The 21,905-nt window shown below is 46.4% G+C and carries 19 protein-coding genes; 12 read left to right on the top strand and 7 right to left on the bottom strand.

What is annotated here, in order from left to right; all coding sequences use genetic code 11:
• Nucleotides 1–88: 88 nt before the first annotated feature.
• Entirely contained in the window at nucleotides 89–1,723 is a 1,635-nt protein-coding gene (locus IMZ28_RS03640; protein ID WP_197549392.1) for a bifunctional protein-serine/threonine kinase/phosphatase, read from the bottom strand.
• Between the two features lie 212 nt (nucleotides 1,724–1,935).
• The gene (locus IMZ28_RS03635; protein WP_197549391.1) at nucleotides 1,936–3,216 is read right to left on the bottom strand and encodes an MFS transporter; all 1,281 of its coding nucleotides are present in this window, start codon (nucleotides 3,214–3,216) and stop codon (nucleotides 1,936–1,938) included.
• A gap of 234 nt (nucleotides 3,217–3,450) precedes the next feature.
• On the opposite strand from IMZ28_RS03635, the gene IMZ28_RS03630 reads away from it, so the two are divergent.
• The 5 genes from IMZ28_RS03630 to thiI all read left to right on the top strand — a co-directional run bounded on the left by IMZ28_RS03630 (nucleotide 3,451) and on the right by thiI (nucleotide 11,599).
• A complete protein-coding gene (locus IMZ28_RS03630) occupies nucleotides 3,451–5,370 on the top strand; it encodes a nitrite/sulfite reductase (RefSeq protein ID WP_197549390.1) in 1,920 nt (639 codons plus the stop codon).
• A gap of 252 nt (nucleotides 5,371–5,622) precedes the next feature.
• On the top strand, nucleotides 5,623–7,230 hold the full coding sequence (locus tag IMZ28_RS03625; RefSeq protein WP_197549389.1) for a DmsC/YnfH family molybdoenzyme membrane anchor subunit: 1,608 nt from the start codon (nucleotides 5,623–5,625) through the stop codon (nucleotides 7,228–7,230).
• 93 nt (nucleotides 7,231–7,323) lie between these two features.
• A complete protein-coding gene (locus IMZ28_RS03620) occupies nucleotides 7,324–9,642 on the top strand; it encodes a molybdopterin oxidoreductase family protein (RefSeq protein WP_197549388.1) in 2,319 nt (772 codons plus the stop codon).
• Entirely contained in the window at nucleotides 9,642–10,103 is a 462-nt protein-coding gene (locus tag IMZ28_RS03615) for an MOSC domain-containing protein (protein ID WP_197549387.1), read from the top strand. The genes IMZ28_RS03620 and IMZ28_RS03615 overlap by 1 nt, the downstream gene beginning before the upstream one ends.
• A gap of 32 nt (nucleotides 10,104–10,135) precedes the next feature.
• Nucleotides 10,136–11,599, top strand: a complete 1,464-nt coding sequence (gene thiI, locus IMZ28_RS03610; RefSeq protein WP_197549386.1) for a tRNA uracil 4-sulfurtransferase ThiI — start codon at nucleotides 10,136–10,138, stop codon at nucleotides 11,597–11,599.
• On the opposite strand, the gene IMZ28_RS03605 is transcribed toward thiI, so the two are convergent.
• On the bottom strand, nucleotides 11,596–12,384 hold the full coding sequence (locus IMZ28_RS03605) for a DUF234 domain-containing protein (protein WP_232087510.1): 789 nt from the start codon (nucleotides 12,382–12,384) through the stop codon (nucleotides 11,596–11,598). The two genes, thiI and IMZ28_RS03605, sit on opposite strands and share 4 nt — an antisense overlap.
• Before the next feature lie 609 nt (nucleotides 12,385–12,993).
• On the opposite strand from IMZ28_RS03605, the gene IMZ28_RS11055 reads away from it, so the two are divergent.
• The 6 genes from IMZ28_RS11055 (at nucleotide 12,994) to IMZ28_RS03575 (ending at nucleotide 17,936) form a co-directional block, all read left to right on the top strand.
• Nucleotides 12,994–13,728, top strand: a complete 735-nt coding sequence (locus tag IMZ28_RS11055; RefSeq protein WP_197549385.1) for a DNA-binding transcriptional response regulator — start codon at nucleotides 12,994–12,996, stop codon at nucleotides 13,726–13,728.
• Complete coding sequence (locus tag IMZ28_RS03595) at nucleotides 13,709–14,410, top strand: hypothetical protein (protein WP_197549384.1); 702 nt, start codon at nucleotides 13,709–13,711, stop codon at nucleotides 14,408–14,410. The genes IMZ28_RS11055 and IMZ28_RS03595 overlap by 20 nt, the downstream gene beginning before the upstream one ends.
• Nucleotides 14,411–14,498: 88 nt before the next feature.
• Complete coding sequence (locus tag IMZ28_RS03590) at nucleotides 14,499–15,806, top strand: ammonium transporter (protein ID WP_197549383.1); 1,308 nt, start codon at nucleotides 14,499–14,501, stop codon at nucleotides 15,804–15,806.
• 39 nt (nucleotides 15,807–15,845) lie between these two features.
• Nucleotides 15,846–16,187 (top strand): P-II family nitrogen regulator, encoded by a 342-nt coding sequence (locus IMZ28_RS03585; protein WP_197549382.1) that lies wholly within the window; start codon nucleotides 15,846–15,848, stop codon nucleotides 16,185–16,187.
• 223 nt (nucleotides 16,188–16,410) lie between these two features.
• Nucleotides 16,411–17,583 carry an ammonium transporter gene (locus IMZ28_RS03580; RefSeq protein WP_197549381.1) on the top strand — a complete coding sequence of 391 codons (1,173 nt, stop codon included), beginning with the start codon at nucleotides 16,411–16,413 and terminating at the stop codon, nucleotides 17,581–17,583.
• Between the two features lie 11 nt (nucleotides 17,584–17,594).
• Nucleotides 17,595–17,936, top strand: coding sequence for a P-II family nitrogen regulator (locus IMZ28_RS03575; RefSeq protein ID WP_197549380.1), 342 nt, complete (start codon nucleotides 17,595–17,597; stop codon nucleotides 17,934–17,936).
• A gap of 17 nt (nucleotides 17,937–17,953) precedes the next feature.
• Here IMZ28_RS03575 and IMZ28_RS03570 read toward each other — a convergent pair whose 3' ends face one another.
• The 3 genes from IMZ28_RS03570 to hemH are packed head-to-tail and all read right to left on the bottom strand — an operon-like array spanning nucleotide 17,954 to nucleotide 19,779.
• The gene (locus IMZ28_RS03570; protein ID WP_197549379.1) at nucleotides 17,954–18,505 is read right to left on the bottom strand and encodes an IMPACT family protein; all 552 of its coding nucleotides are present in this window, start codon (nucleotides 18,503–18,505) and stop codon (nucleotides 17,954–17,956) included.
• Nucleotides 18,492–18,854, bottom strand: coding sequence for a VanZ family protein (locus IMZ28_RS03565; protein ID WP_197549378.1), 363 nt, complete (start codon nucleotides 18,852–18,854; stop codon nucleotides 18,492–18,494). The genes IMZ28_RS03570 and IMZ28_RS03565 overlap by 14 nt, the downstream gene beginning before the upstream one ends.
• The gene (gene hemH, locus IMZ28_RS03560; protein ID WP_197549377.1) at nucleotides 18,838–19,779 is read right to left on the bottom strand and encodes a ferrochelatase; all 942 of its coding nucleotides are present in this window, start codon (nucleotides 19,777–19,779) and stop codon (nucleotides 18,838–18,840) included. Before hemH ends, IMZ28_RS03565 begins: the two co-directional genes overlap by 17 nt.
• Nucleotides 19,780–19,862: 83 nt before the next feature.
• Here hemH and kdsB point away from each other — a divergent pair, with 83 nt between their 5' ends.
• Complete coding sequence (gene kdsB / locus IMZ28_RS03555; RefSeq protein ID WP_197549376.1) at nucleotides 19,863–20,582, top strand: 3-deoxy-manno-octulosonate cytidylyltransferase; 720 nt, start codon at nucleotides 19,863–19,865, stop codon at nucleotides 20,580–20,582.
• A gap of 70 nt (nucleotides 20,583–20,652) precedes the next feature.
• Here the strand turns inward: kdsB and IMZ28_RS03550 are convergent, their stop codons facing one another.
• Nucleotides 20,653–21,903, bottom strand: a complete 1,251-nt coding sequence (locus IMZ28_RS03550) for a type II secretion system F family protein (protein ID WP_197549375.1) — start codon at nucleotides 21,901–21,903, stop codon at nucleotides 20,653–20,655.
• Between the last annotated feature and the right edge of the window lie 2 nt (nucleotides 21,904–21,905).

Below are 21,905 nucleotides of genomic sequence, written 5' to 3'. Positions count from 1 at the left end.
AGCTACGGCTAGGTCTGTAAAGTGTGCCTTGCCTAGAACAAAGCCGGCAATGTTATGAGCATATGGGGTTATTAGAGGTGCCCTAAACTCAGTGCCAAAAGAGCAACTGTACAATGTTCAGAATGAACATGAGAATGAACCCTGCTTTGTAGACCATCATTTCATGACGTTCGATAAATGACATACGCTTGTCAAAGTATGGCTGAACCTTCTCCGGATTCTCTATCTCATAGAGCATTTCGGAATAGTTACGGTAGCGTTTATCCGTATCGGTCTCAACAGCACGCAGTATCACGCTCTCAAGCCAGTGCGGTATCTTGGGATTGAGCCTGGTCGGATGTTTTGGGGTTTTATCGAACCCCGGTGTCTGAAACGGTTCTATCTCGCCATAGGGAAACTTTCGTGTCAATGCTTCATACAGTGTTACTCCAATGGCAAATATCTCGGTCTGTTCGGTCACCGGTGCCTGCATGAAACGTTCCGGTGCCAGATAAGAGGGGGTCCCGGCACGTGTTATCCCGGAGTATGCCTCGGTAATGCTGCCAAAGTCGACCATCTTGAAAACAGTCTTCGATTTACGCCTGGTGACAATGATGTTTTCAGGCTTGATATCTCCGTGTACGAGGTTATGCTTGATAAGAAACTGCGACATCTTCAGCAGAAAATGTGCCAGCTCCACACTTAGATCGACCGTCAAAGGCTTTTTGGCAATATACTCCTTGAGTGATACCCCCTCAATAAAATTCATAATATAATAGCGGTGTGTCCTCTTTTTTGGCACAACTGCTTTAGGGAAAAAGCCCGCTTTCAGACGATTTGCCATCCAGACCTCTTTAACAAAAAGATCGAGCATTACCTCATCTTCGACTGCTTCAGGCGGAGCAAACTTGATGACATACTCCACCCCTTTTTTCTCACACAGCCATGTACGGTTGTTTTGTATCAGCGGCCTGAGAAGTCTGTAGCCGTCGATCTCTTCACCTTTTTGATACTCTTCCTGTATGATCAATGATGTCTGTTTAAGCTTGAGTCTCGGGTCGAGTTCTTTGATCTCGATAACAACTGCTGTCGTATCGTCCGGCAGATCATCATGATGTTTTTTACTCGCTTTTTTGACAAGGAATGACGCTCCTACCTTGATCCCCTCGGAGATCTCCCGATCAGTGAGTTCATTATAGAGCCCGTCAGTGCAGAGCAGTATACGATCTCCTGCCCGAAGGTTGTTCTCAAAGTAGTATGCTTCTACCTGCTCTTCAAGTCCGATGGCGGAGGTAAGCACATTTTCCATTCCCTCCTCGTCCATTGCATGATCAGATGAGAGCTGGGTAAGATCATCTTCACGTAAAAGATAGATACGGCTGTCGCCTACATTGGCACCATAGAGTCTGTCACCTTCGATAACCACCAGTGTCAGTGTCGTTACCAGCTCCTCGCGTTCATACTGTTCCATCGACTCAAGGTAAAGTATGCGATTGATATTCCCGATAAAGTGGCGGATGGACTTTTCCATACTCCAGCTTCGAGGACGGTTCTTGAGTGACTGTACCAGGAACTGTGTCGTACGTTTGGCTGCTTCGGCTCCATGCGTGGCAGAACCTACCCCGTCACACACTACCGCTACGGTGATATTCTCCATCACCTTCACTTCAAAGAAATCATCTCCCTTCAGCTGCGTACCCTTGGCAAGGGTCAAGCCTGACGTTTCAATATTTTGCTTGGACATGGATACTGCCTTCTATTTTACTGGATCTATTATAGCATTTGCTTTTTGAAGTGGTTGACATACAGACATTGTAAAAAGATAAAAAACAGACCGCAGGGGGCAACTCCTTACGGCTTGATTTTACTTACCAAACGTGAAGTGGTGGGCAATGTAACCACAAAGGTCAATCCTGCGTATCCGACATACGCAGGAGAATCGGGAAATCATTTCGACTATATCATTCCCCCGGCACTCGCACCCCATGTGGTTCTCCATCGTGTCTTGACGAAACTGAGTCCGGCGATGGCAACAAGTACAACCCCTGCAAAGATGAGGAATCCTGCCATGTAGCCGTCAAAGGCACCCTTTGACCATCCGAGTGTTTTGATGAGTGCTGTACCACCGAGTCCACCGGCACATCCAACAATACCTGTCATAATACCGATATCTTTGCCGAAACGCTGAGGAACCAGCTGGAAGACCGCACCGTTCGCCATACCGAGACTTGCCATAATGAAAAAGAGCACTGCAATGGCCACAAAGAACGGCAGTTCTATCAGTGCAAGTATCGCTGCCAGCACCGCCACGGACCCGTAGAAGAAATAGAGGGCTTTCACACCTCCGATCCTGTCGGCAATGTTACCGCCCACAGGCCTGAGTACCGCACCTGCAAAAATAGTCAAGGCACCAAAGTATCCGGCAATGACCTTGACGTTCGGCTCATCAAGCACATCAAGACCGAAGGCTGCCATATCTGCCTGATAGGTATTCATCAGATAGACTTTCATATATCCTGCAAATCCTACAAAACCGCCGAATGAGATGGCATAGAAAAGATTGAACCACCATGTATCTTTGTCACGAAGCAGTTTAAAGTAGTCAGAAACCTTTTTCGGTCTTGCCTTGTAAACAGTCTCAGGGGCATTCTTGGCCAGGAAAAGATAGGCAATGAAGACGACGATCGCCATAGCGGCACCTACACCGAACACAGCTTCCCATCCCCACTTCTCTGCGATCTTTGGTGCAAAGAGGAAGTCGAGTACGACACCTATATTCCCTGCTCCTGCAATACCAAGCACAACCCCCTGGAGTTTTGGCGGATACCATTGTCCTGCCTGTGGCAGTGCTACGGCAAACGATGCCCCGGCAAAACCAAGTCCGAGAGCAACAACAAGCAACTGGTTATAGGTAATGGACTCACCCTGCATATAGGCCAAAAGCAGTGAAGCGATCACAATAGCCTGAGCGATCAGTGCAGTCAGTTTCGGTCCCAGTTTATCTACTCCAAAGCCAAGCACAATACGCAAAATCGCTCCAGAGAGGATAGGAAGAGAAAGGAGCGTCGCCTTCTGTCCTGCCGTGATGATCTCTCCGTGTGCAGCCAATGCTTCGGTGATCTCCGTTGAGAGTGGTCCGAGCATCGTCCAGACCATAAAACTCATATCGAAATACAAAAAAGCCATAAAGAGAGTCGGAAAGTGCCCCTCCCCTTTAAGTGCTTTAAACCCTGCCATCTTTTCTCCTTTAAAATAAATGATAAAAGAATTATACAGGAAAGTTATCTCTATGATTATCAGAACAGTGATTAATTTTTAATCAATAGGTATAGTGCTTTAAAAGGAGTACTAGCGATACTATATGTATAAACGGCATATTCAATTGATTATTTTTTAATCACATACTGTGACTCTATCTTTTTACACTTTTGATATAATAAAACAATGAATCACAGGAGCAGAGTAAATACAATGGAAGCATTAGCAAAGGCGTATGAAGCCAGAAGCAAAAAGATCAATAAGGTTGAAACCATAAAAGCCCTCAAAGATCCCATGGAGGTCTATGAAAGACTCGATGAGATCGCACAGGCAGGGTATGCAGAGCTGAGCAAAGAGGACTCTTCCTATTTTTTAAAGTGTTTCGGTCTTTTTGACAAAGGTGAAGACTTTATGCTGCGTGTACGTATTCCCGGAGGGCAGCTCAGCTTCGAGCAGGCTGTACGTATCGGGGAAGTAGCAAAAGAGTTCGGGAACGATTATATCGATATTACAACACGTATGCAGGTCGAACTGCGTTATCTTAGGATCGAAGATATTGCCAAAGTTCTCAGAGCGCTCAAAGAGGTAGGGATCTCCACTTTCCAGACAGGAGTAGACAACCCCCGCAATATCGTCACTGACCCGCTTGACGGGATCGCCTATGACAATATTATCGAATCGATGCCTATTCTGAAACAGCTGCAGGAGATCATCGGTGAAAACCCGGAGTGGATCTCCGTACTGCCGCGTAAATTCAATACCGGTATTCTCGGAAGTATGAGCAACTCCTGTAACATCTTCGGACACGACTGCAACTTCGTGCTGGCGAACAGTGAGGGGAACTTTGGATTCAATGTCTACCTGGGTGCCCGTGTCGGCATACAGGCCAAAGATGCCGATCTTTTCGTAATGCCCGAAGAGGTACCTGCCTTTTTTACTGCACTGCTTAGCGTCTTTAAAAAGTATGGCTACCGTGACAACCGCAACAAGAACCGCCTCCACTTCCTGCTTCAGGATGTAGGTATTCCTGCGTTCGTTGAAGCGGTCAAAAAGGAAGCGGGAATGGAGTTCTCCCAGGGCGGCAGAACCCTGGTGCAGTCGCAGAACATCGCCCTTGGCGCCAACAAGGTGCTGCTTAAGAACGGTGCCTATGCCTACAAAATCATAGTACCTTCAGGGATATTCAGCGGTACCGATATGATCGCAGCTGCAGAAACGGCAAAGAGATACGGCAGCGGCGACATCCGCCTGACTTACGATCAGAACCTCTATATTATCAATATCGGAACAGAGAACCTTGATGCTTTTGAAAAAAGCGAACTGATCGGGAAATATGCCGTATACAACAACCTCTATTTTCAGGATATGATCGCCTGTGCCGGGACGCAGACCTGTAGTTACGGCGTCATTCCCAACAAACCCGATGCGATCGAAATGGCACACTTTCTCAACAGCGAAGTACCCATTGACGGTGCACAGGTACGTATGAACTGGTCAGCCTGTCCCAAAGGATGCGGGGTACACGGCATTGCCGATATCGGGTTTGAAGGATGCAAGGCCAAGGATGCAGAAGGCAACAGAGTGGACGGTGTACACCTCTTCCTGGGAGGAAAGATCACCCGTGGGGCCAAAGAGGCACACATTTTACACAAAGCACTTCCCATAGAAGAGGCGAAATACCATGTAAAGTATCTGCTCAAAACCTATGCCGACCATAAAATGCGCGGTGAGACTTTCGAAGCGTTCGAGACACGTTTTTTCAACAAAAACTACAGTTATCAGGCTATCTCGTTCTTTACCAAGATCAACTATATTATGCGTGACAGGCTGGGACTGGATGTCATGTTCGAACTTGACAAAGAGCCTGCAAGCGGAAGAAGGGAGGAGTATGAGCTCTTTACTTTCGGATTGAAACTCTTCAAACTTCTGACAGGTGAGAAACGTTTTGAGGCAGTAAACGGACTGGCGCCTACACTGGCACGTCCAAGAAAGATCAAGCGTGATGAAGTAAGCAGACTCAACCCTGATGTACCGCCAAAACTCTCGGAAGTGATCTACAATATGACCCACGAGAACAAGAGTGAACGTGCACAGGTATTCTCCGAACTGCTGGTGGCACTCAAAGAGGTGTGAACACCTCTTTGAAGCGTTCAGCGTTCAGCGCTGAGCGTTCATAATGTTTTTGTGTTACTTTTGCACTTTTCGTGCAGGTTGTGCAGACACCCGCATTTGCAAAGCAAGGTGCCGGAATAACCGCCCGCACGATTGCAAAAGTAACGATTTTTGCCTACTTTTTCTAAAAAAGCAGGAAGAAACCACCAACCTTCAAAAAAAGTTTATATTGCAAGACTATAATGAGAGATATGAAGAAAGGAAACAAACCAAATGGCTGTTGAACCATTAAGCAAACACACACCATTAGAGAGCTTCATCAACCACAAGAACGAAACCGGCATGCAGTGCGGCAACTACACCATCGACATCCCCGAACTCAAGCCCGGAGAGCAGTACCGCTTCCACTTCGATGCTACCGCCTGTGTAGGATGTCACTGCTGTGAAGTGGCCTGTAACGAACAGAACGGAAATGATGCAGATATCAAGTGGCGGCGTGTGGGTGAAATGGAGACGGGAACCTTCCCCGATACTCTCCAGCTCTTCAACTCTATGAGCTGCAACCACTGTATCGACCCCGAATGTCTGCGCGGCTGTCCTACAGAAAGTTACATCAAACTGGATAACGGGATCGTATGGCATGACGATCCGAGCTGTATCGGATGTCAGTACTGTACCTGGAACTGCCCCTATGAAGTACCGGTATTCAATCCCGACAGAGGTATCGTTACCAAATGTCATATGTGTGTGGACAAGCTTGAAGCAGGACAGACTCCTGCCTGTGTTCAGGCATGTCCGGGCGGTGCCATCGAGATAGAGGCTGTCAATGTTGAGAAGTGGCTTGCCGAAGATATGGCAAAAGAGGGCGTTGCTCCCCATCTACCTGATATTGAGATAACCAAACCTACCACTCGCTATACACTGCCGGATATCCCCAAGGGAGCAGAGATACGTCCGGCTGATGAGCATCTGCTCAAACCGGCACATGCGGAGTTGCCGCTGGTATTTATGACCGTATTGACACAAGTCTCTCTGGGAGCGTTCCTTGCACTCTTTTTCGGACAACTGCTCTATACTTTCGGGTTCAACCTTCCCAAGCCGAATACAGCAATGGCTCTCCTGGCAGTCATACCCTCAATGATAGGACTGCCTCTTTCTGCACTGCATCTTGGACGACCCGGTATGGCGATCATGGCTATGAAGAACTGGAGAACCTCATGGCTCAGCCGTGAAGCGATCGCACTGGGAGCCTTCACCGGCCTGGCAACACTGGTAGCCCTCTTCTACTTTCTCGATGCAGAAGGCTTCGGACTGCTGCTGCTTGAGGCACTCACACTTGCTGTGGGTATCTACGGCATCTATGCCCAGTCGATGATCTACCGTATCAAAGCGCGTCCAAGCTGGAACCGTAAAAGCACTACCAAGCGTTTCTTCGGTTCCGGCTATGTCGGCTTTTTGCTCATCGCTTCGGTGCTGCTTCTCAGCAACGGTTCCCAGGGTGCCATGGTACTGCTTGCCATTACACTGCTTGCAGGTATGGGGCAGGCACTGGTCATCCTTGAAGAGGTAATGTTCTACAGACATCTGGATAAAGAAGATCCGCTCTACTACCAGTACAACCGAAGCCGAATCCTGCTTCAGGAACATTTCGGTAAAGTAAAGAAGTACCGGGTTTACTCGTTGGCCCTGTTCGCACTGGCCATGCCTCTGTTTGCCATCCTCTTTACGGCCAGCGGAATGACCGGACCGGCAGTAGCAACACTGATCATCGCAGCCATAGGCGCATTCACCAGTGAACTTGCAGGACGGTACCTCTTCTACAGGACAGTGGTACCGCTTGGATTGGCTGGGAATTTCTTTGCAGGAAATCAGAGACATTGATGCACAGATATTGGGTACCCGCAAGGTTAAGCAACATATAAACTTTAATGCAGGGGCAACCCTTGTGGCTGCCCTCAATACCAAGGAAAACAAATGAGTTTAATAGACAAAGCAAAAAACTTTTTAGGCCTAGACATCAAAGAGGAGAAATACGCCCTCGTAGACGACCCCATCTTCGGCAAGGTCGCCAAAGCCAAAGCTCCGGACAAATGGGTACGCTCCACCTGCGGCTACTGTGGTGTGGGATGCGGTATGTACATCGGTGTCAAAAACGGTGAAGCGGTCTACTCCAAAGGGGATCCGCTTCACCCGGTCAATATGGGTACACTCTGCCCCAAAGGACTGAGCGAACACCAGATGGTACGTGCGGACAACCGTGTGGCAACGCCACTGCTTCGCAGGGATGGAGAGCTGCAGCCTGCATCATGGAATGAGGTCTTTACCCATACAAGCAACACATTCAAGCGTATCCAGGAACAGCATGGCAAAGGTGCTGTTGCCGTAGTCTCTACCGGACAGCTGCTGACAGAGGAGTTCTATGCATTGGGGAAATTCGTACAGCTTGGACTCGGGACCAACAATTATGACGGCAATACCACACTCTGTATGGCCAGTGCCGTCATGGGGTACAAGCAGAGCTTCGGAAGTGACGGACCGGTCGGCTGCTATGAGGACTTTGAAAAAGCCGATGTCATTATGCTCATCGGTGCCAACATTGCAGACAACCACCCTATCCTCAAGCTTCATATTGCAAAAAACAAAAAAACACGGGGCAGAAAACCGACCATTATCGTCATTGACCCCCGAAAGTCCAAAACCTCCCAGATGGCAGATATCTTCGTACCGCTCAAGCCGCGTTCGGACCTGGCCCTTATCAACGGGCTGTGCTATATCATCATGGAACAGGGGTGGGAGGATGAGAAGTTCATCAGGGAACGTACCAACGGCTACAAAGCGTTTAGAAAACATATCATGGCGAACTATCCTCCCCAGGAGGTCGCCAATATTACAGGGATCGATGTCAAGGAGCTCTACAACCTTGCACGTATCTATGCCAATGCCGATGCAGCCATGAGTGCATGGACGATGGGAGTCAACCAGAGCTCCATCGGTACCGATACCGTCTCAGCTATCTGCAACCTCGCACTCATTACCGGCAACCTCGGCAGGGAAGGTGCCGCACCGATGTCGATCACCGGACAGTGTAATGCAATGGGTACAAGAGAGTTTGGCTTTACCTCATCGATCCCTGGCTACCGTAATTATGCCTCAGAGAGTGACCGCAGAGAGTTCGCGAACATCATCGGTGTACCCGAAGAGCTCATCCCGACCAAACGCGGCTACGCCTATCCGCAGATCATCGATGCGATCAACCGCGGGGAGATCAAAGCTCTTTGGGTCGTTGCAACCAACCCGCTGGTAAGCTATCCGGATCAGAACGGATTGCGTGAAGCACTTAAAAAGCTTGATCTGCTGGTCGTTCAGGATGCCTTCATGTCCGATACGGCACAAATTGCCGATGTGGTCTTTGCCGCAGCGACATGGAGTGAAAAAGAGGGGTGTTATACCAACTCTGAGAGACGCTGCAACTATGCCAAAAAAGCAATCGAACCGCTGGGAGAGAGCAAAGCGGACTTCTACATCGTCAAAGAGTTCTCTACCTATTTTGAAGGAAAACATGACCTGCTCTTTAAAGAGCTGCACACACCGCGTGACGCTTTTGAAGAGATCCAACGTGTCAGTAAAGGAAGGCTTTGTGACTACAGCGGTATGAGCTATGAACTCATGGAAGAACTTGGAGGTATCCAGTGGCCGTGTAATGAAAAAGCGCCTAAAGGTACCAAACGTCTCTACGGTGAAGATATGCCATGTCCCACACCTGACGGTAAAGCACAGCTGCTGCCTGTAGAGTGGGTACCTCTGAGTGAAATGAGCTGTAGAGAGCTTCCTCTGATCCTCAATACAGGAAGAACCGTTGAGCAGTTCCATACCCGTACCAAAACCGGTACTATCGGTATCCTGGATAACCTGGCTCCTGAAGCCTGGGTCGACCTGAATCCAAAAGATGCTGCCAGGCTGAAGGTCAAAAGCGGCGACCGCATCGCCCTTTCAGGTAACCGAGGACGTGTAGAGAATGTTATTGTCAAGGTAAGTGCAACTGTCAGGGAGGGCAATATCTTTGTACCGTTCCACTTCAATGAGCAGCTTATTAACAATATTACCATTCCGGAGTTTGACCCGAAGTCCTTCGAGCCGAACTATAAACAGTGTGCCGTGCAGCTTCACTCGGAAGCAGTACCCGAAGGTATCGTCTATGAGGAGATGGAGATATCCGGCTATCTTGAAGGAGTCAAAGTCTATCAAGAAGAGATACCTGAAGAGAACAAAGTAAAAGCAGCTTCTGAACAATAATGTACCTTCATGCTATCATTATCGGGAAGGAAGCCCGGAAACCCCTGCACTATGTTAAGAGTGTTCAGGCAGTTGCAGGCAGAGGACTTGAGGGGGACCGCTACTTTTACGGCAGGGGGACATTCAACAAGCCACAACTCTCCCAGAGTGTGCGGGAGGTCTCTATACTCCCCTACGACTCACTGAGCCAATGCAATGAACGCGTAGATGCAAAGCTTGATTTTTTGGATCTACGGCGTAATCTTGTCATTGGCAATTTTGATTATGAAGCGGTGAAAGAACGGGAGTTCAACATCGGCAGTGCTACCTTCAGGATCGTGCGTACCTGCCCGCCATGCCGTTATCTCTCAAGACTTTTGGGCCAAGATATGATGGATGGGCTCAAATATATCGGCGGATACAGGGCAACAATCATAAGGTCCGGCAGACTCACGGTGGGAGATAATCTTGTTGTGCTATAATTGCACTCATTTAAACCTGAAGGCTTCCAAACGTGCAAGAGACAACTGTTAAAACACAAAAATTCATCCTAAAACTCTTTCCTGAGATCATGGTCAAAGGATCTTCAGCCAAAAAGCAGATGGTAGCACAGCTCTACCAGAACCTTCAGACACTGCTCAAACCGCTGAATGAGAGACTTGCGATCAAAAAGTTCTCTGACAAAATCGAAGTGGTCACTCCCATTGAAACTGTTGATAAAGTCAGAGAAGTACTATTGAACACACCGGGTATTGAACAGGTACTTGAAGCGTTACAGTTTGACAAAATGGAGACCCTTGAGGAGATCAAGGCAAAAGTAGCCGAAACTGTTGCAGATGAGATCACAGACAAAACGTTTGTCGTACGCGCCAAACGTACCGGAAGCCACCCTTTCAACTCCTCGGAGATGGAACGTGTCATCGGTGGTTATACGCTGGCACATACAGATGCCAAAGGGGTAGACCTTCATAATCCTGAAGTGACCGTCCGTATTGAACTCATCAACAACCAGCTGAATATCATTACCCAGAGACATGAGGGGCTGAGTGGTTTTCCCATAGGAACACAGGGTGCAATCCTTTCGCTTATGTCGGGAGGGTTTGACTCGACCGTAGCCAGCTACCTGACGATGAAACGTGGTATCAAAACCCACTTCATATTCTTCAATCTCGGCGGGATCGCTCATGAAATCGGGGTTAAGCAGGTAGCATGGTACCTATGGAACAAATTCGGTGCTTCACACCGTGTCAAGTTCGTCTCGGTACCTTTTGAGGATGTTGTTGCTGAGATCTTCCGCTCCACCCATGAGAGCTACATGGGTGTGACGCTCAAACGCCTGATGCTGATGGCTGCAGAGAAGATCGCAGATGAGATGGAGATAGATGCGCTTGTTACCGGTGAGAGCGTTGCCCAGGTATCCAGCCAGACACTGCGCAACCTTGCCCTTATCGACCAGTCAACCGATAAGCTGGTACTACGCCCTCTGGCTACTGTGAACAAGCCGGAGATCATTCGTATTGCAACACAGATCGGAACACGCCGTTTTGCCGAGAATATGCCCGAGTACTGCGGTGTGATCTCCAAAAATCCGATCACACACGGTTCATTCAGGAGAATGGAAAAAGAAGCCAAACGCTTTGACTATGAAGTGCTGAACCGGGCAGTTGAAGTATCAAAGAGCATTTATGTCGATGAGATTGTAGAAGATATTACCGAGCATGCTCCCATAGAGATCGTTAAGGAACTTGATCCGGACAGACATATTGTCATCGATATCCGTGCCGAAGAGAACTCTATTGAGACGGAGTGTGAAACACTCAAGATCCCCTTCTACCGGCTAAAGAGCGAATTCAAAAAACTGCCAAAAGAGAAAGAGTACCTGCTCTACTGTGACAAAGGGGTTATGAGCCAGCTGCATGCACAGTATCTCAAAGATGCCGAGGGTGTAGAGAACCTGAAGGTATACAGACCAGATTAGACACAAAACCTCTGCAGATCATTGAGGTCAAAAAGCAGAAGGTTTTCATCCTGCATACCAAGCAGTTCATTGGAAAAACCGTCTTTTGAAAACAAGGCATAGATATCTGCACGTATGCCTGACTGTTCGGCTTTGGCTCTAAGCTTGTTCAATTCGTTTTTACACACTTTTCTATCTTTATACTTGCACTCTCCCAGTATCAGTTTTTTGTTGCTTGTGACTGCCAGAATGTCAAACTCACTATACTGATTCCAATAGCTTCCATGACTTAAAAGCGGTGTTGTAGCGGCATAATATTCTACCAGAAGATCATCACACAACTGCTCATAGACAAGTGTTCGCAAACGTTCATAATTACTTTTAAAATTTTCAAGAAATGTATTACCTTTTCCCTGGAGAAGATCTTCTTTATAGTAGGTCACAAAACCAAACCAGAAACGCAGGAACGGCATTACAAAACGCAGTTTGTCCTGTATGCGGTAGTGCCGCAGTTCTTTTTTGAGCTTGTGTTTTGGATGTGTTTTAAGCGGCTGCTCACGGCTCAGTTCTATACGAAGTACCCCCAAAGAGACCAGCTCATCAATAATACGTTCTCCCACTCCTTCACTGAGTCTTGCTTTACGCAGTACGGAGTAGTACTTTCCGTCCCCTCTGGCAACCGCCGTTAATACTTCACGATAGGGAGACTCCAACAGATAGGATGGGGAGACCATCTGCTGAAAAGCCGTGAAGTTATGTACGAAGTTGGATTCCACCATCGCCGTTACACTCTCAAAAAAATCCAATTCGATATGCTCCTCTATCCCACCCAGAATAGAAAAGTATTCGATCGCACACTCCAGCGGCAGGTAGGGGTGACAATTGCAAAACCTGTTAAATGCCTCTTTTATGGTTCTTACCTTGCATCTTTAAAAATATAAGGGTACCTCTAATAACCCCATATGCTCATAACATTGCCGGCTTTGTTCTAGGCAAGGCACACTTTACAGACCTAGCCGTAGCTAAGTCGAAAAAGTGTAACGCCGCATAGGGCAAAGCCGGCATTGCCCAAAGGGTGGGCTTTGCAGACGCGATCTTTCACAAGATGCTTCCATCGTCTTAGCTTTGGCTAGGACTTGAAAGCCTCTTGCAAAATCTCACATCTGCAAAACCCATTATGGGCGTATGGGGTTATTAGAGGTGCCCATAAGGAAGCTCATCTGACAATGCATCAACAATACACTCAACCCAAATGGCATCCTCCACCGCTGCAAGAGCAGAGCAGTTTTTACTGGATTTGTGTCGCGCAGGAGTATTGTCAGATGAACTTCCATGCATCCATAGTTTAACATAAGTTTGATATAATACTTTTAATACTCAACTGATTATTTTTTAATCAAAAGCTGGAATATCCTATGGAATCATTTTATACAAAATCAGAGCAGGTACAGCAGATCATCAAAGGATTGAACCTGACCAAGACGCTTTATGTCTCTTCCATCATTATCGGCCAGCCTCATATCGGGAAAAAGAGACTGGTTACCCATCTCTTTCCCGATACTCCCGTCGTTTCCGGTGCAGATCAGGAGGCAGTCGAATCGATGATGGCCGCTTCTGATGAACTGATCATTACCGATTTTGAAAAACTTCCGAACAAAGAATCCCTCGACTTTGACAACAAGCGTATTATTGCAACTGCCAATTACATCGGCAACCAGCAGACTATTGACGCTCTCTTTGCCTTCATCTATATGATGCCGTCATTAAAAGAACGCCCCGAAGATGTTCTTTTTCTTAAAAAAGCGTTTTTAAAAGAGGCATGCAATATCCTTATGACCGATATCTCTCAATTTACTGCAGCGCAGCTTCCTACTGACCTGACAGGCAACAGTAAAACCCTCAAAAGGTCGATCTTCCACTACCTTATAAGCCGGACCATGGGAAAAGCGGAGATACAGGAAGCGATCTACAACTATCTGCTGCAACACCTGGAAGGTAACAACGGATACAAAGAACATCTCGATCTGTATGAAGTACCACTGATCAGATCCGGGCTGAAGAAGTACGGATCCCAACTCAAGCTCTCACAGATTCTTGGAATTAATCGCAATACATTGAGAAAAAAGATCCATGAACACGCTATCGATTGATTTTCGTCCTTTTGTAGAGTGGGACAACAACCCTTTTATTCTCTTCGATCCCAAAGGTAAGATACTCTATCTCAACAACAGTGCGGAGATCCTTTTGGGATATGTCTCCAAAAAGGAGCTCTTTGATCTGGCACTGGCCTATGCACCGCAAAACTTCGGCTACAAAACTACCGCGCTTTCCCTAAGATATGAAGTATTCAACTTCTATTCCATAACTGTCGGCTATGAGAATGAGGAACAGCTCTCCATACGTTTTTACAATGCACCACGCATCCGGAACAGTATACCAGTGGAGAAAGAGAAGCTTTCAATGACAGATATCAACCTGCTGCTTGAAGCCAACATTGCTCTTTTCAAGACGAAAAATCCCAATCAACTTCAGCTTCTGACAGATCCTGACCTGCCACAGCTTAAAATTGACCAGAACCGCTTCTCCAAGCTCTTGAGAAAAGTACTCGAGTCTTTCCGCTCATCAGACTCCATCCAGATCGCGCTCAAACTGCTTGTGGGGGAACATGTGATCATCGACAACCAAAAAACAGCGATAGCACAACTCTCCGTCAGTGCCAACGGACGTTATACAGATGCAGACAAGGAGATCGTATCCCTCTCCGAACAGTGCAACATCAGCTGTAACCTGCAAGAGTTCATTGTCAAACTTGAGATCCCTCTTATTCAATAGATTGATTAAAAATTAATCATAAACCTGTGCAAAAGTTTTTTCCCACATGTTATGATACTCTGGTATTAACATATTAAAAGGAAATAACATGAAGTTGAAACTTTTCGCTCTTATGGCAGCACTGCTGCCTATTGCTGCTTTTGCAGAAGACAAACTTGATACCGGGGATACAGCCTGGATGATGATCTCCACAGCGCTCGTACTCCTCATGACACCTGCGGGACTTGCCCTCTTCTATGCAGGTATGACACGAAGCAAAAACGCACTCAACACCTATGCTATGGTGATGGGGGCATTCGTACTCGCTTTTGTAGTATGGATCATTGCAGGATACTCTATTGCATTCGGTACGGCTGAAAGTGCCGGTATTCAGAAATTTATCGGCGGTCTTGGCAATGTACTTCTAAGTGAAACCAAGTGGACTGACCTGAGCGGTACATACCCGACTTATGTATTTGTTGCGTTCCAGGGTACTTTTGCTGCGATCACTGTAGCGATCGCTTCGGGTTCAGTGATCGGCCGTATGAAGTTCTCGACATGGATGGTCATTGTTGCTCTCTGGGGTCTGGTTGTATATGCGCCTATCACACATATGGTATGGGGTGGAGACGGTGCCCTTCTTTTTGATGCAGGTGCTCTTGACTTTGCGGGTGGTACAGTTGTACACATGAACGGTGGTCTGGCCGGTCTGGTACTTGCAATCCTTGTAGGCAAAAGAGCCGGTTATCCAAAGGTCGCTATGAAGCCTTTCAGTATTATCTTCACTGCTGCAGGTGCAGCACTGCTTTGGTTCGGGTGGTACGGATTTAACGGCGGTTCTGCATTTGGTGCAAATGCTATTGCGGGTCTTGCTGTACTGACAACTACGGTTGCAACTGCTGCTGCAGGTGTAACATGGTTGCTGATCGAGTGGGTGGTATTCAAAAAACCGACACTGCTTGGTATTGCATCAGGAATCATTGCGGGACTGGTTGCTATTACACCGGCAGCAGGTTTTGTAAGTGTCGGCGGGGCATTCATCATCGGGATCTTCGGATCGGTCATTGCCTTCTTCGGTGTTGTAACACTCAAGAAAAAACTGGGCTACGATGACTCGCTTGATGCCTTTGGTATCCACTTCCTTGCAGGTCTCTGGGGTGCACTGGCAACAGGTCTTCTTGCTCTTAATGACAAAGATCTTCTCTGGGACGGTCCGCTGAAAGAGAGCGGAGACAGAATGGGACAGTTCATGGTACAGATAGAATCCGTTCTCGTAGTCGGTATCTGGACACTTATCGGTACAGTCGTGGTCTACTATATTGCAAGTGCTCTGACAGGCGGTGCAAGAGTAACTGCTGAGAGTGAAGAGATGGGTCTTGACGAATCGGTACATGGAGAAAAAGGAATGAACCTTTAACGGTTCTTCCCTGACAATACAGGAATAAAGGATATACAAATGAAAAAGATCGAAGCAATCATTAAACCATTCAAACTGGATGATGTCAAAGAGGCTCTTGTTGAAGCGGGTATCGAAGGTATGACAGTTTCAGAAGTCAAAGGGTACGGAAGACAGCAGGGGCACTCTGAGCTCTACAGAGGTGCCGAATATGTCGTAGAATTCATCCCCAAGATAAAACTGGAGATCGTGGTCAGTACTGATGAATACCTCAATAAAGCACTCGAAGCGATCAAGTCATCTGCCAAGACAGGCAAGATCGGTGACGGTAAGATCTTTGTATCGGAGATCGAAAAAACCATCCGTATCAGAACAGATGAAGAAGACGAAGAGGCACTCTGATTCAGATATGCGGCAAGAGAGGAGAGAGAAACCAAATCTCTTTTACTCTCTGTATACTGCAAAAGTATGCTTTTCTCATAATTGCCTAAAAAATAATCAATATTAACGATTAAACAAAATAATTTCTCTCCTTACTGATGACTTATTCATCAATCTTTACTACTTTTTACTCTCAGGAACTGATACACTTATATTATTATAATATTAATATCAGGAGTCTCTTATGGAAATCCATTATGTCATTGACACGTTTTTCAGTATTTTTGCCATGACACTTATCATTTTAATGGTGCCAGGCTTTGCTATGCTTGAAGCAGGGCTTGTCAGAACCAAGAACGTCACTGCGGTATTGACAGTCAATACCATGATCTATGCCGTTGCATCGATGGCCTTTTTGCTTATAGGCTACACCTATGCTTTCGGAAGCTGGGACCATCAGGAGAGCATCAACAAATATGCTTTCTTCCTTTTCCAGATGGCCTTTGTCGGCAAGGTCATCAACATCATGAGCGGTGGAGTGAGTGAACGTTCCCGTATCATTCCGCTGGTGATCTTTACTGTGATCGTAGGTGCCTTCCTTTATCCCACTATTGTCAATATCACCTGGGGAGCAAACTTTCTCTCCGGTACCTTTCTTGACATCTCAGAGATGCACGATCTTGCCGGATCAACTGTAATCCACTCTACCGGAGGGTGGGCACTTGTGGCTGCCATTCTCATCATGGGACCAAGACGCGGACGGTATAAAAAGAGTGGTGCCGTACAGGTCATACCAGCTTCCAATATCCCGCTGGTTGTATTGGGTGCTTTTCTGCTGTGGATCGGATGGTTCGGCTTCAACGGCGGTTCAGTCGGTGCCATCTCAAGCAAAGAGAATGCCGATGCTGTAGCCCTCACCATTATGAATACCAATACTGCCGGACTTGCAGGTGCCATTGCGGCCTGGCTGCTTACCTACTTCCGTTACAAAAAGTTCGATATCACTATGATACTGAACGGTGCATTGGGCGGACTGGTTGCCATTACCGCTGCACCGGATCTTTATGATATTCATACTCCTATCCTCATCGGTGCGATCGGTGCAGCACTGGTTGTACTCTTTGTACCGATCTTTGACAAACTTAAAATGGACGATCCCGTCGGTGCACTCTCGGTACACCTTGTCAACGGTATCTGGGGAACACTTGCAGTAGGTATCTTCACCGATGTCAGCTTTTTAACACAACTAAAAGGTGTGGTAGTCGTAGGTGCTATTGTTTTTCCACTATCATTTGCTATAATCTATAGTATCAACAAGGTTTTCAGACTGCGCGCAGAAGATGAAGAACAGCTCGAAGGTATTGATTCCATCGAATGCGGTATGGAAGCCTACCCAGAATTTAAACGTAGTATTTAAGGAGCTATCGTATGAAAAAAATAGAAGCGATCATCAAACCATTTAAGCTCGACGATGTCAAAGAGGCACTGGTCGAAGCGGGAATCGAAGGTATGACCATCAGCGAGGTAAAAGGATACGGAAGACAACAGGGACACTCGGAGCTCTACAGAGGTGCAGAGTACGTGGTCGAATTCATTCCCAAAGTCAAGCTCGAGATCGTCGTCAGCAATGACGAGTACCTCAACAAAGCACTTGAAGCGATCAAGACCTCTGCCAAGACAGGCAAGATCGGTGACGGCAAGATCTTTGTATCGGAGATCGAAAAAACCATTCGTATCAGAACAGATGAAGAGGATGAAGATGCCTTGTAGCGTTAAGTGCTGAGCACTTAGCGTTCTCTGAACGCCTTTATTTTTTCTTCACAGGCTTTTATTTTCCACACTACTTCACCTACTCCAAAATCCCGTTCTATTTGAGTAATACCAAGCTGTTTCAATCTATGCAGGATTTTGTCTATGCTGCTGTAATCTGTGGTAAACTCATATATGATCTCTCTCTCATAAGGAGTCGTGCTGGCTGCTTTCAAGGCATCTTTAACTGCTTTGGCATAAGCTCTTGCCATACCCCCCGTTCCCAGTTTGATACCGCCAAAGTAACGCACAATAAGTACGGCACAGTTGATCATCGCTTCACCGCGAAGCACATTAAGTGCGGGGACACCCGCGCAGCCTTTCGGCTCTCCGTCATCTGAACTGTTCTCCACGACCTGCTCAAATGTATTCAGGTATCGAAGCGCATAGACCACATGGTTGGCTTTGGGATGCCGAGCCTTTAACTCCTCCTGCATCCCTTCAAATTCTGTATAGGGAAGAAGATAGGCTATGAATTTGGAACGGTTCACTTCTGTGACCGTCTCAACGGTCCGTTCAACTGTCTGCACGGAGAGCCTCCAGTTTTCGGTAAACGCTGTACACTATCAGTCCTGCAGCGATACCGATCATATCTGCTGCAACATCCATCCAGTCGGCACAACGGTTGGGAGTAAAAGACTGGGAGAGTTCTATGAATACCGCATACCCTGACAGGTAGACAACACTTTTCCACCATTGTATACGATAGGAGAGCATCAGCAGCAGGCTCAAAAGAGAAAAAGCCATAAAATGCAATATTTTATCCGACAGTTCACCAACAGCAGGCGCCGTATCCTGCGGTACGATCGCAGCAATATAGCTAAAGATCAGAGCACCCCAGAAACTACACTTTATCAGGAGCCTATACTGTGCAGGCATCAACTCTGTCCACGATCAGCTGAACAAATTTTTCATCATCATTCATACATTTGGCAACCACAAAATCCTCATACTTCAACTTCTCTGCAATCTCTCTATGTTCTATATCAAGTTCAAACACCGTTTCTGAATTGTCAATGGTAAACGCCAATGGATAGATAAGTACTTTCCGATGTGTCGGGTTTCGCAGTACATCTGCCAGATTCGGCTCCAGCCAGGCAGAAGATCCTACTTTGGACTGATAGACCAGTTTAATATCATGAAATACAATCTCTTTGGAAGCAAGATAGGTCTTGATCGCAGAAACATTTCCCTCTATCTGGTTCTGATAGGGATCACCGGCTTTAATGATACTCATAGGCAGGCCATGGGCAGAAAGAAGCAGATCATACTCTCTTGTCTCTCTGCCTTTCATTGCCTCCATGATCTTTTCACAACATATTTCGATGTAATCATAATCATCATAGTAGGGATCTATCACTGTGATCTTCGGTGCATATCCCATTGCAGCACAACGCTGTTCTATATCTTCTACGGATGAGAGTGTTGTTGTTGTAGAGTATTGCGGATACATAGGAAAAAGTATCAGCTCTTCTACCCCTTCTCTTTGACACCGGTAGAGTGCTTCATCTGCAAAAGGCGGTACGTAACGCATTGCTGCGTAGACAGGCAGAGAGAGTCTCTCTCTAAGCTTTGTAACGAGTTGTGCCGTCAAATCCGGAAGCGGAGACTTTCCTCCCAAAAGACGATAGTTCTCTTTTACATCCTCCAGACGCTTGGAGATAATAATATTGGCAATAAACTTTCGCATATACGGGTTCATAGGCAGGATATTCCTGTCAGCAAACATATTACGAAGAAAAAGCTCTACCTCTCCGATATTGTTGGGTCCGCCCATATTAAGTAGCAGCAGTGCCTTGTTCATACCTGTTCCATTCTTGATTAAAGTCTTGTATTTTAGCATAGAGAGTGTAAAATCATACCTAATTCAACATAAAAGGTTTTATTATGATCATTATCCCCGCACGTATCGGTTCAAGCCGCTTTCCAAATAAAGTACTCGCAGATATAGGCGGCGTACCGATGGTTGTAAGAACAGCTATGACTGTACAGGATATTGACAGTGTCATCATTGCCACAGACTCCCAAGAGGTCATCGAGATTGCAGCAGAACATGATATTCAGGCTGTAATGACCTCCTCTTCCCATCAAAGCGGTACAGATCGTATCTATGAAGCAGCAGTCAAACTTTCTCTTAAAGAAGATGAGATCATCATCAACGTTCAGGGAGATGAACCCTTTATAGAGTCGGAGGTTGTACAGGCTATCTATGATCTGACCGAAAAGAACAAAGAGAAGGAACAGATCATGATGAACTCCTGTTACAAGTTCATCAGCAATCCCGAAGCAGACGATCCAAATATCGTCAAGGTCGTTACAGACAGTAAGGATATCGCACTCTACTTTTCACGTGCAAAGGTACCCTATCCAAGAGATCACCACTTTGACAGATACAAAGGACATTTGGGAATTTACGGATTTACAGTCAGGTCACTGCAAAAATTCTGTGCACTCTCTCCTGCACCACTGGAAGAGATTGAAAAACTGGAGCAGTTACGTGCGCTCTACCATGGCTATGAGGTTGCTATGACAGAGGTCCGTACGGAGAGTTTTGGCATAGATACACCAGAGGATCTGGAGAAGGCGATCAGGCACCACAGACTCTGAAGATCAAACATAAAACACAATAAACCCGAGTGCAGACAGAAAGAGGTTTTTCTGTCACACACGCTGCATGCTATCCTTTAACAGCTTTCCCGAGATCCCACATCGGCATAAAGATACCCAGTGCCATCAAAAGTACCAAACCTGCAATAAAAAACAGCATGATCGGCTCAATATAGGCAGCCAGGTTGTCTATCAGATCCTGGAACTGCATATCATAATATTGGGTAACTTTTTCCAGCATGGCATCCAGCTGACCTCCTGCTTCACCCGCTTTGATCATCTGCAGAAGCATATTCTCATATAAACCGGTGATGGCAAATGCATCTGCAAGGTTCATACCCCGTCCGATATTGGCATTGACCGTCAAAAGCTGCTCTTTGATCGCCAGGTTATCGACCATACCGACTGCTGTTTCCAAAGCTTCGGAAACAGGAACACCCGATTTAACCAGCTCTCCGAAGACAAGATTGTATTTATGCATCGTCGAAAGAAAGATCGCTTTATTGATCAGATAGAACCTGGGATGTATCAGAATTTTATCTATCTGGTATTTGAACTCCTCATTATTTTGATATAAAAACTTCAACATGACAAGGGATGCTATGATCGCTATAAGAATATATCCACCATAGTTGCTGAATGCCCACTCCAGTTTCAAAAGTATCTGTGTCGGCAGAGGCAGTTCTGTTTTGAATTTGTCAAAAATATCTTTGAATTTCGGTACGACTACCATAATAAGTATCGTAAAAGCTATAGCCATTGCCACCAAAGTGATCAGTGGGGTCCTGATCGCTTTTTTGAACTTTGCTGTATTGTCACGAATATTTTCAAGTATGTCGGCAAGCTTATGGTATGATTCGGAAATATTACCGGTACGCTCACCCAGTTTTGTCATGGCCAATGCCACATGCCCGAACTCATTCGTATAAGGCTCCATTGCATCTGACATACTGTGTCCGGCATTGATATCGTTATTGATCTTCGTGTAGATCTCTTTAAGCCTTTCATTATGCGTATTGTCAGCCACATCCTCCAGAGTATCATTGATAGCAATACCTGCATCCGTCATAACAGCGATCTGTCGGATCGTAGAGATCTTGTCATTGATAGGTACCTTTGTTCTAAAGAGCTTTTTCAAACCTGCAAAGAGGGCTGAAAAAGTCTCTCCCAGAGGGGCAGAGGTCTCTTCTGCTTTTACAACCACAACATTTGTCGGAAATTTATATTTTGCCTGTTTTATTGCAGCCATCTTTGAGTCTGCTTTCAAAAGCTCCTGACGTCTCTTTCCACGCTCCATGACTGTTACATTAAAATATTTCATCA

The sequence above is a fragment of the Sulfurovum indicum genome (assembly GCF_014931715.1).
Classification (GTDB): domain Bacteria; phylum Campylobacterota; class Campylobacteria; order Campylobacterales; family Sulfurovaceae; genus Sulfurovum; species Sulfurovum indicum.
Note: the sequence above shows the minus strand (reverse complement) of the source record. Positions and strands in the feature narration are given on the sequence as shown.

Coding starts and splice junctions, on each gene's coding strand:
- IMZ28_RS03640 (WP_197549392.1), bottom strand. CDS start 1,723: ATGTCCAAGCAAAATATTGAAACGTCAGGCTTGACCCTTGCCAAGGGT.
- IMZ28_RS03635 (WP_197549391.1), bottom strand. CDS start 3,216: ATGGCAGGGTTTAAAGCACTTAAAGGGGAGGGGCACTTTCCGACTCTC.
- IMZ28_RS03630 (WP_197549390.1), top strand. CDS start 3,451: ATGGAAGCATTAGCAAAGGCGTATGAAGCCAGAAGCAAAAAGATCAAT.
- IMZ28_RS03625 (WP_197549389.1), top strand. CDS start 5,623: ATGGCTGTTGAACCATTAAGCAAACACACACCATTAGAGAGCTTCATC.
- IMZ28_RS03620 (WP_197549388.1), top strand. CDS start 7,324: ATGAGTTTAATAGACAAAGCAAAAAACTTTTTAGGCCTAGACATCAAA.
- IMZ28_RS03615 (WP_197549387.1), top strand. CDS start 9,642: ATGTACCTTCATGCTATCATTATCGGGAAGGAAGCCCGGAAACCCCTG.
- IMZ28_RS11055 (WP_197549385.1), top strand. CDS start 12,994: ATGGAATCATTTTATACAAAATCAGAGCAGGTACAGCAGATCATCAAA.
- IMZ28_RS03595 (WP_197549384.1), top strand. CDS start 13,709: ATGAACACGCTATCGATTGATTTTCGTCCTTTTGTAGAGTGGGACAAC.
- IMZ28_RS03590 (WP_197549383.1), top strand. CDS start 14,499: ATGAAGTTGAAACTTTTCGCTCTTATGGCAGCACTGCTGCCTATTGCT.
- IMZ28_RS03585 (WP_197549382.1), top strand. CDS start 15,846: ATGAAAAAGATCGAAGCAATCATTAAACCATTCAAACTGGATGATGTC.
- IMZ28_RS03580 (WP_197549381.1), top strand. CDS start 16,411: ATGGAAATCCATTATGTCATTGACACGTTTTTCAGTATTTTTGCCATG.
- IMZ28_RS03575 (WP_197549380.1), top strand. CDS start 17,595: ATGAAAAAAATAGAAGCGATCATCAAACCATTTAAGCTCGACGATGTC.
- IMZ28_RS03565 (WP_197549378.1), bottom strand. CDS start 18,854: ATGCCTGCACAGTATAGGCTCCTGATAAAGTGTAGTTTCTGGGGTGCT.
- hemH (WP_197549377.1), bottom strand. CDS start 19,779: ATGAACAAGGCACTGCTGCTACTTAATATGGGCGGACCCAACAATATC.
- kdsB (WP_197549376.1), top strand. CDS start 19,863: ATGATCATTATCCCCGCACGTATCGGTTCAAGCCGCTTTCCAAATAAA.
- IMZ28_RS03550 (WP_197549375.1), bottom strand. CDS start 21,903: ATGAAATATTTTAATGTAACAGTCATGGAGCGTGGAAAGAGACGTCAG.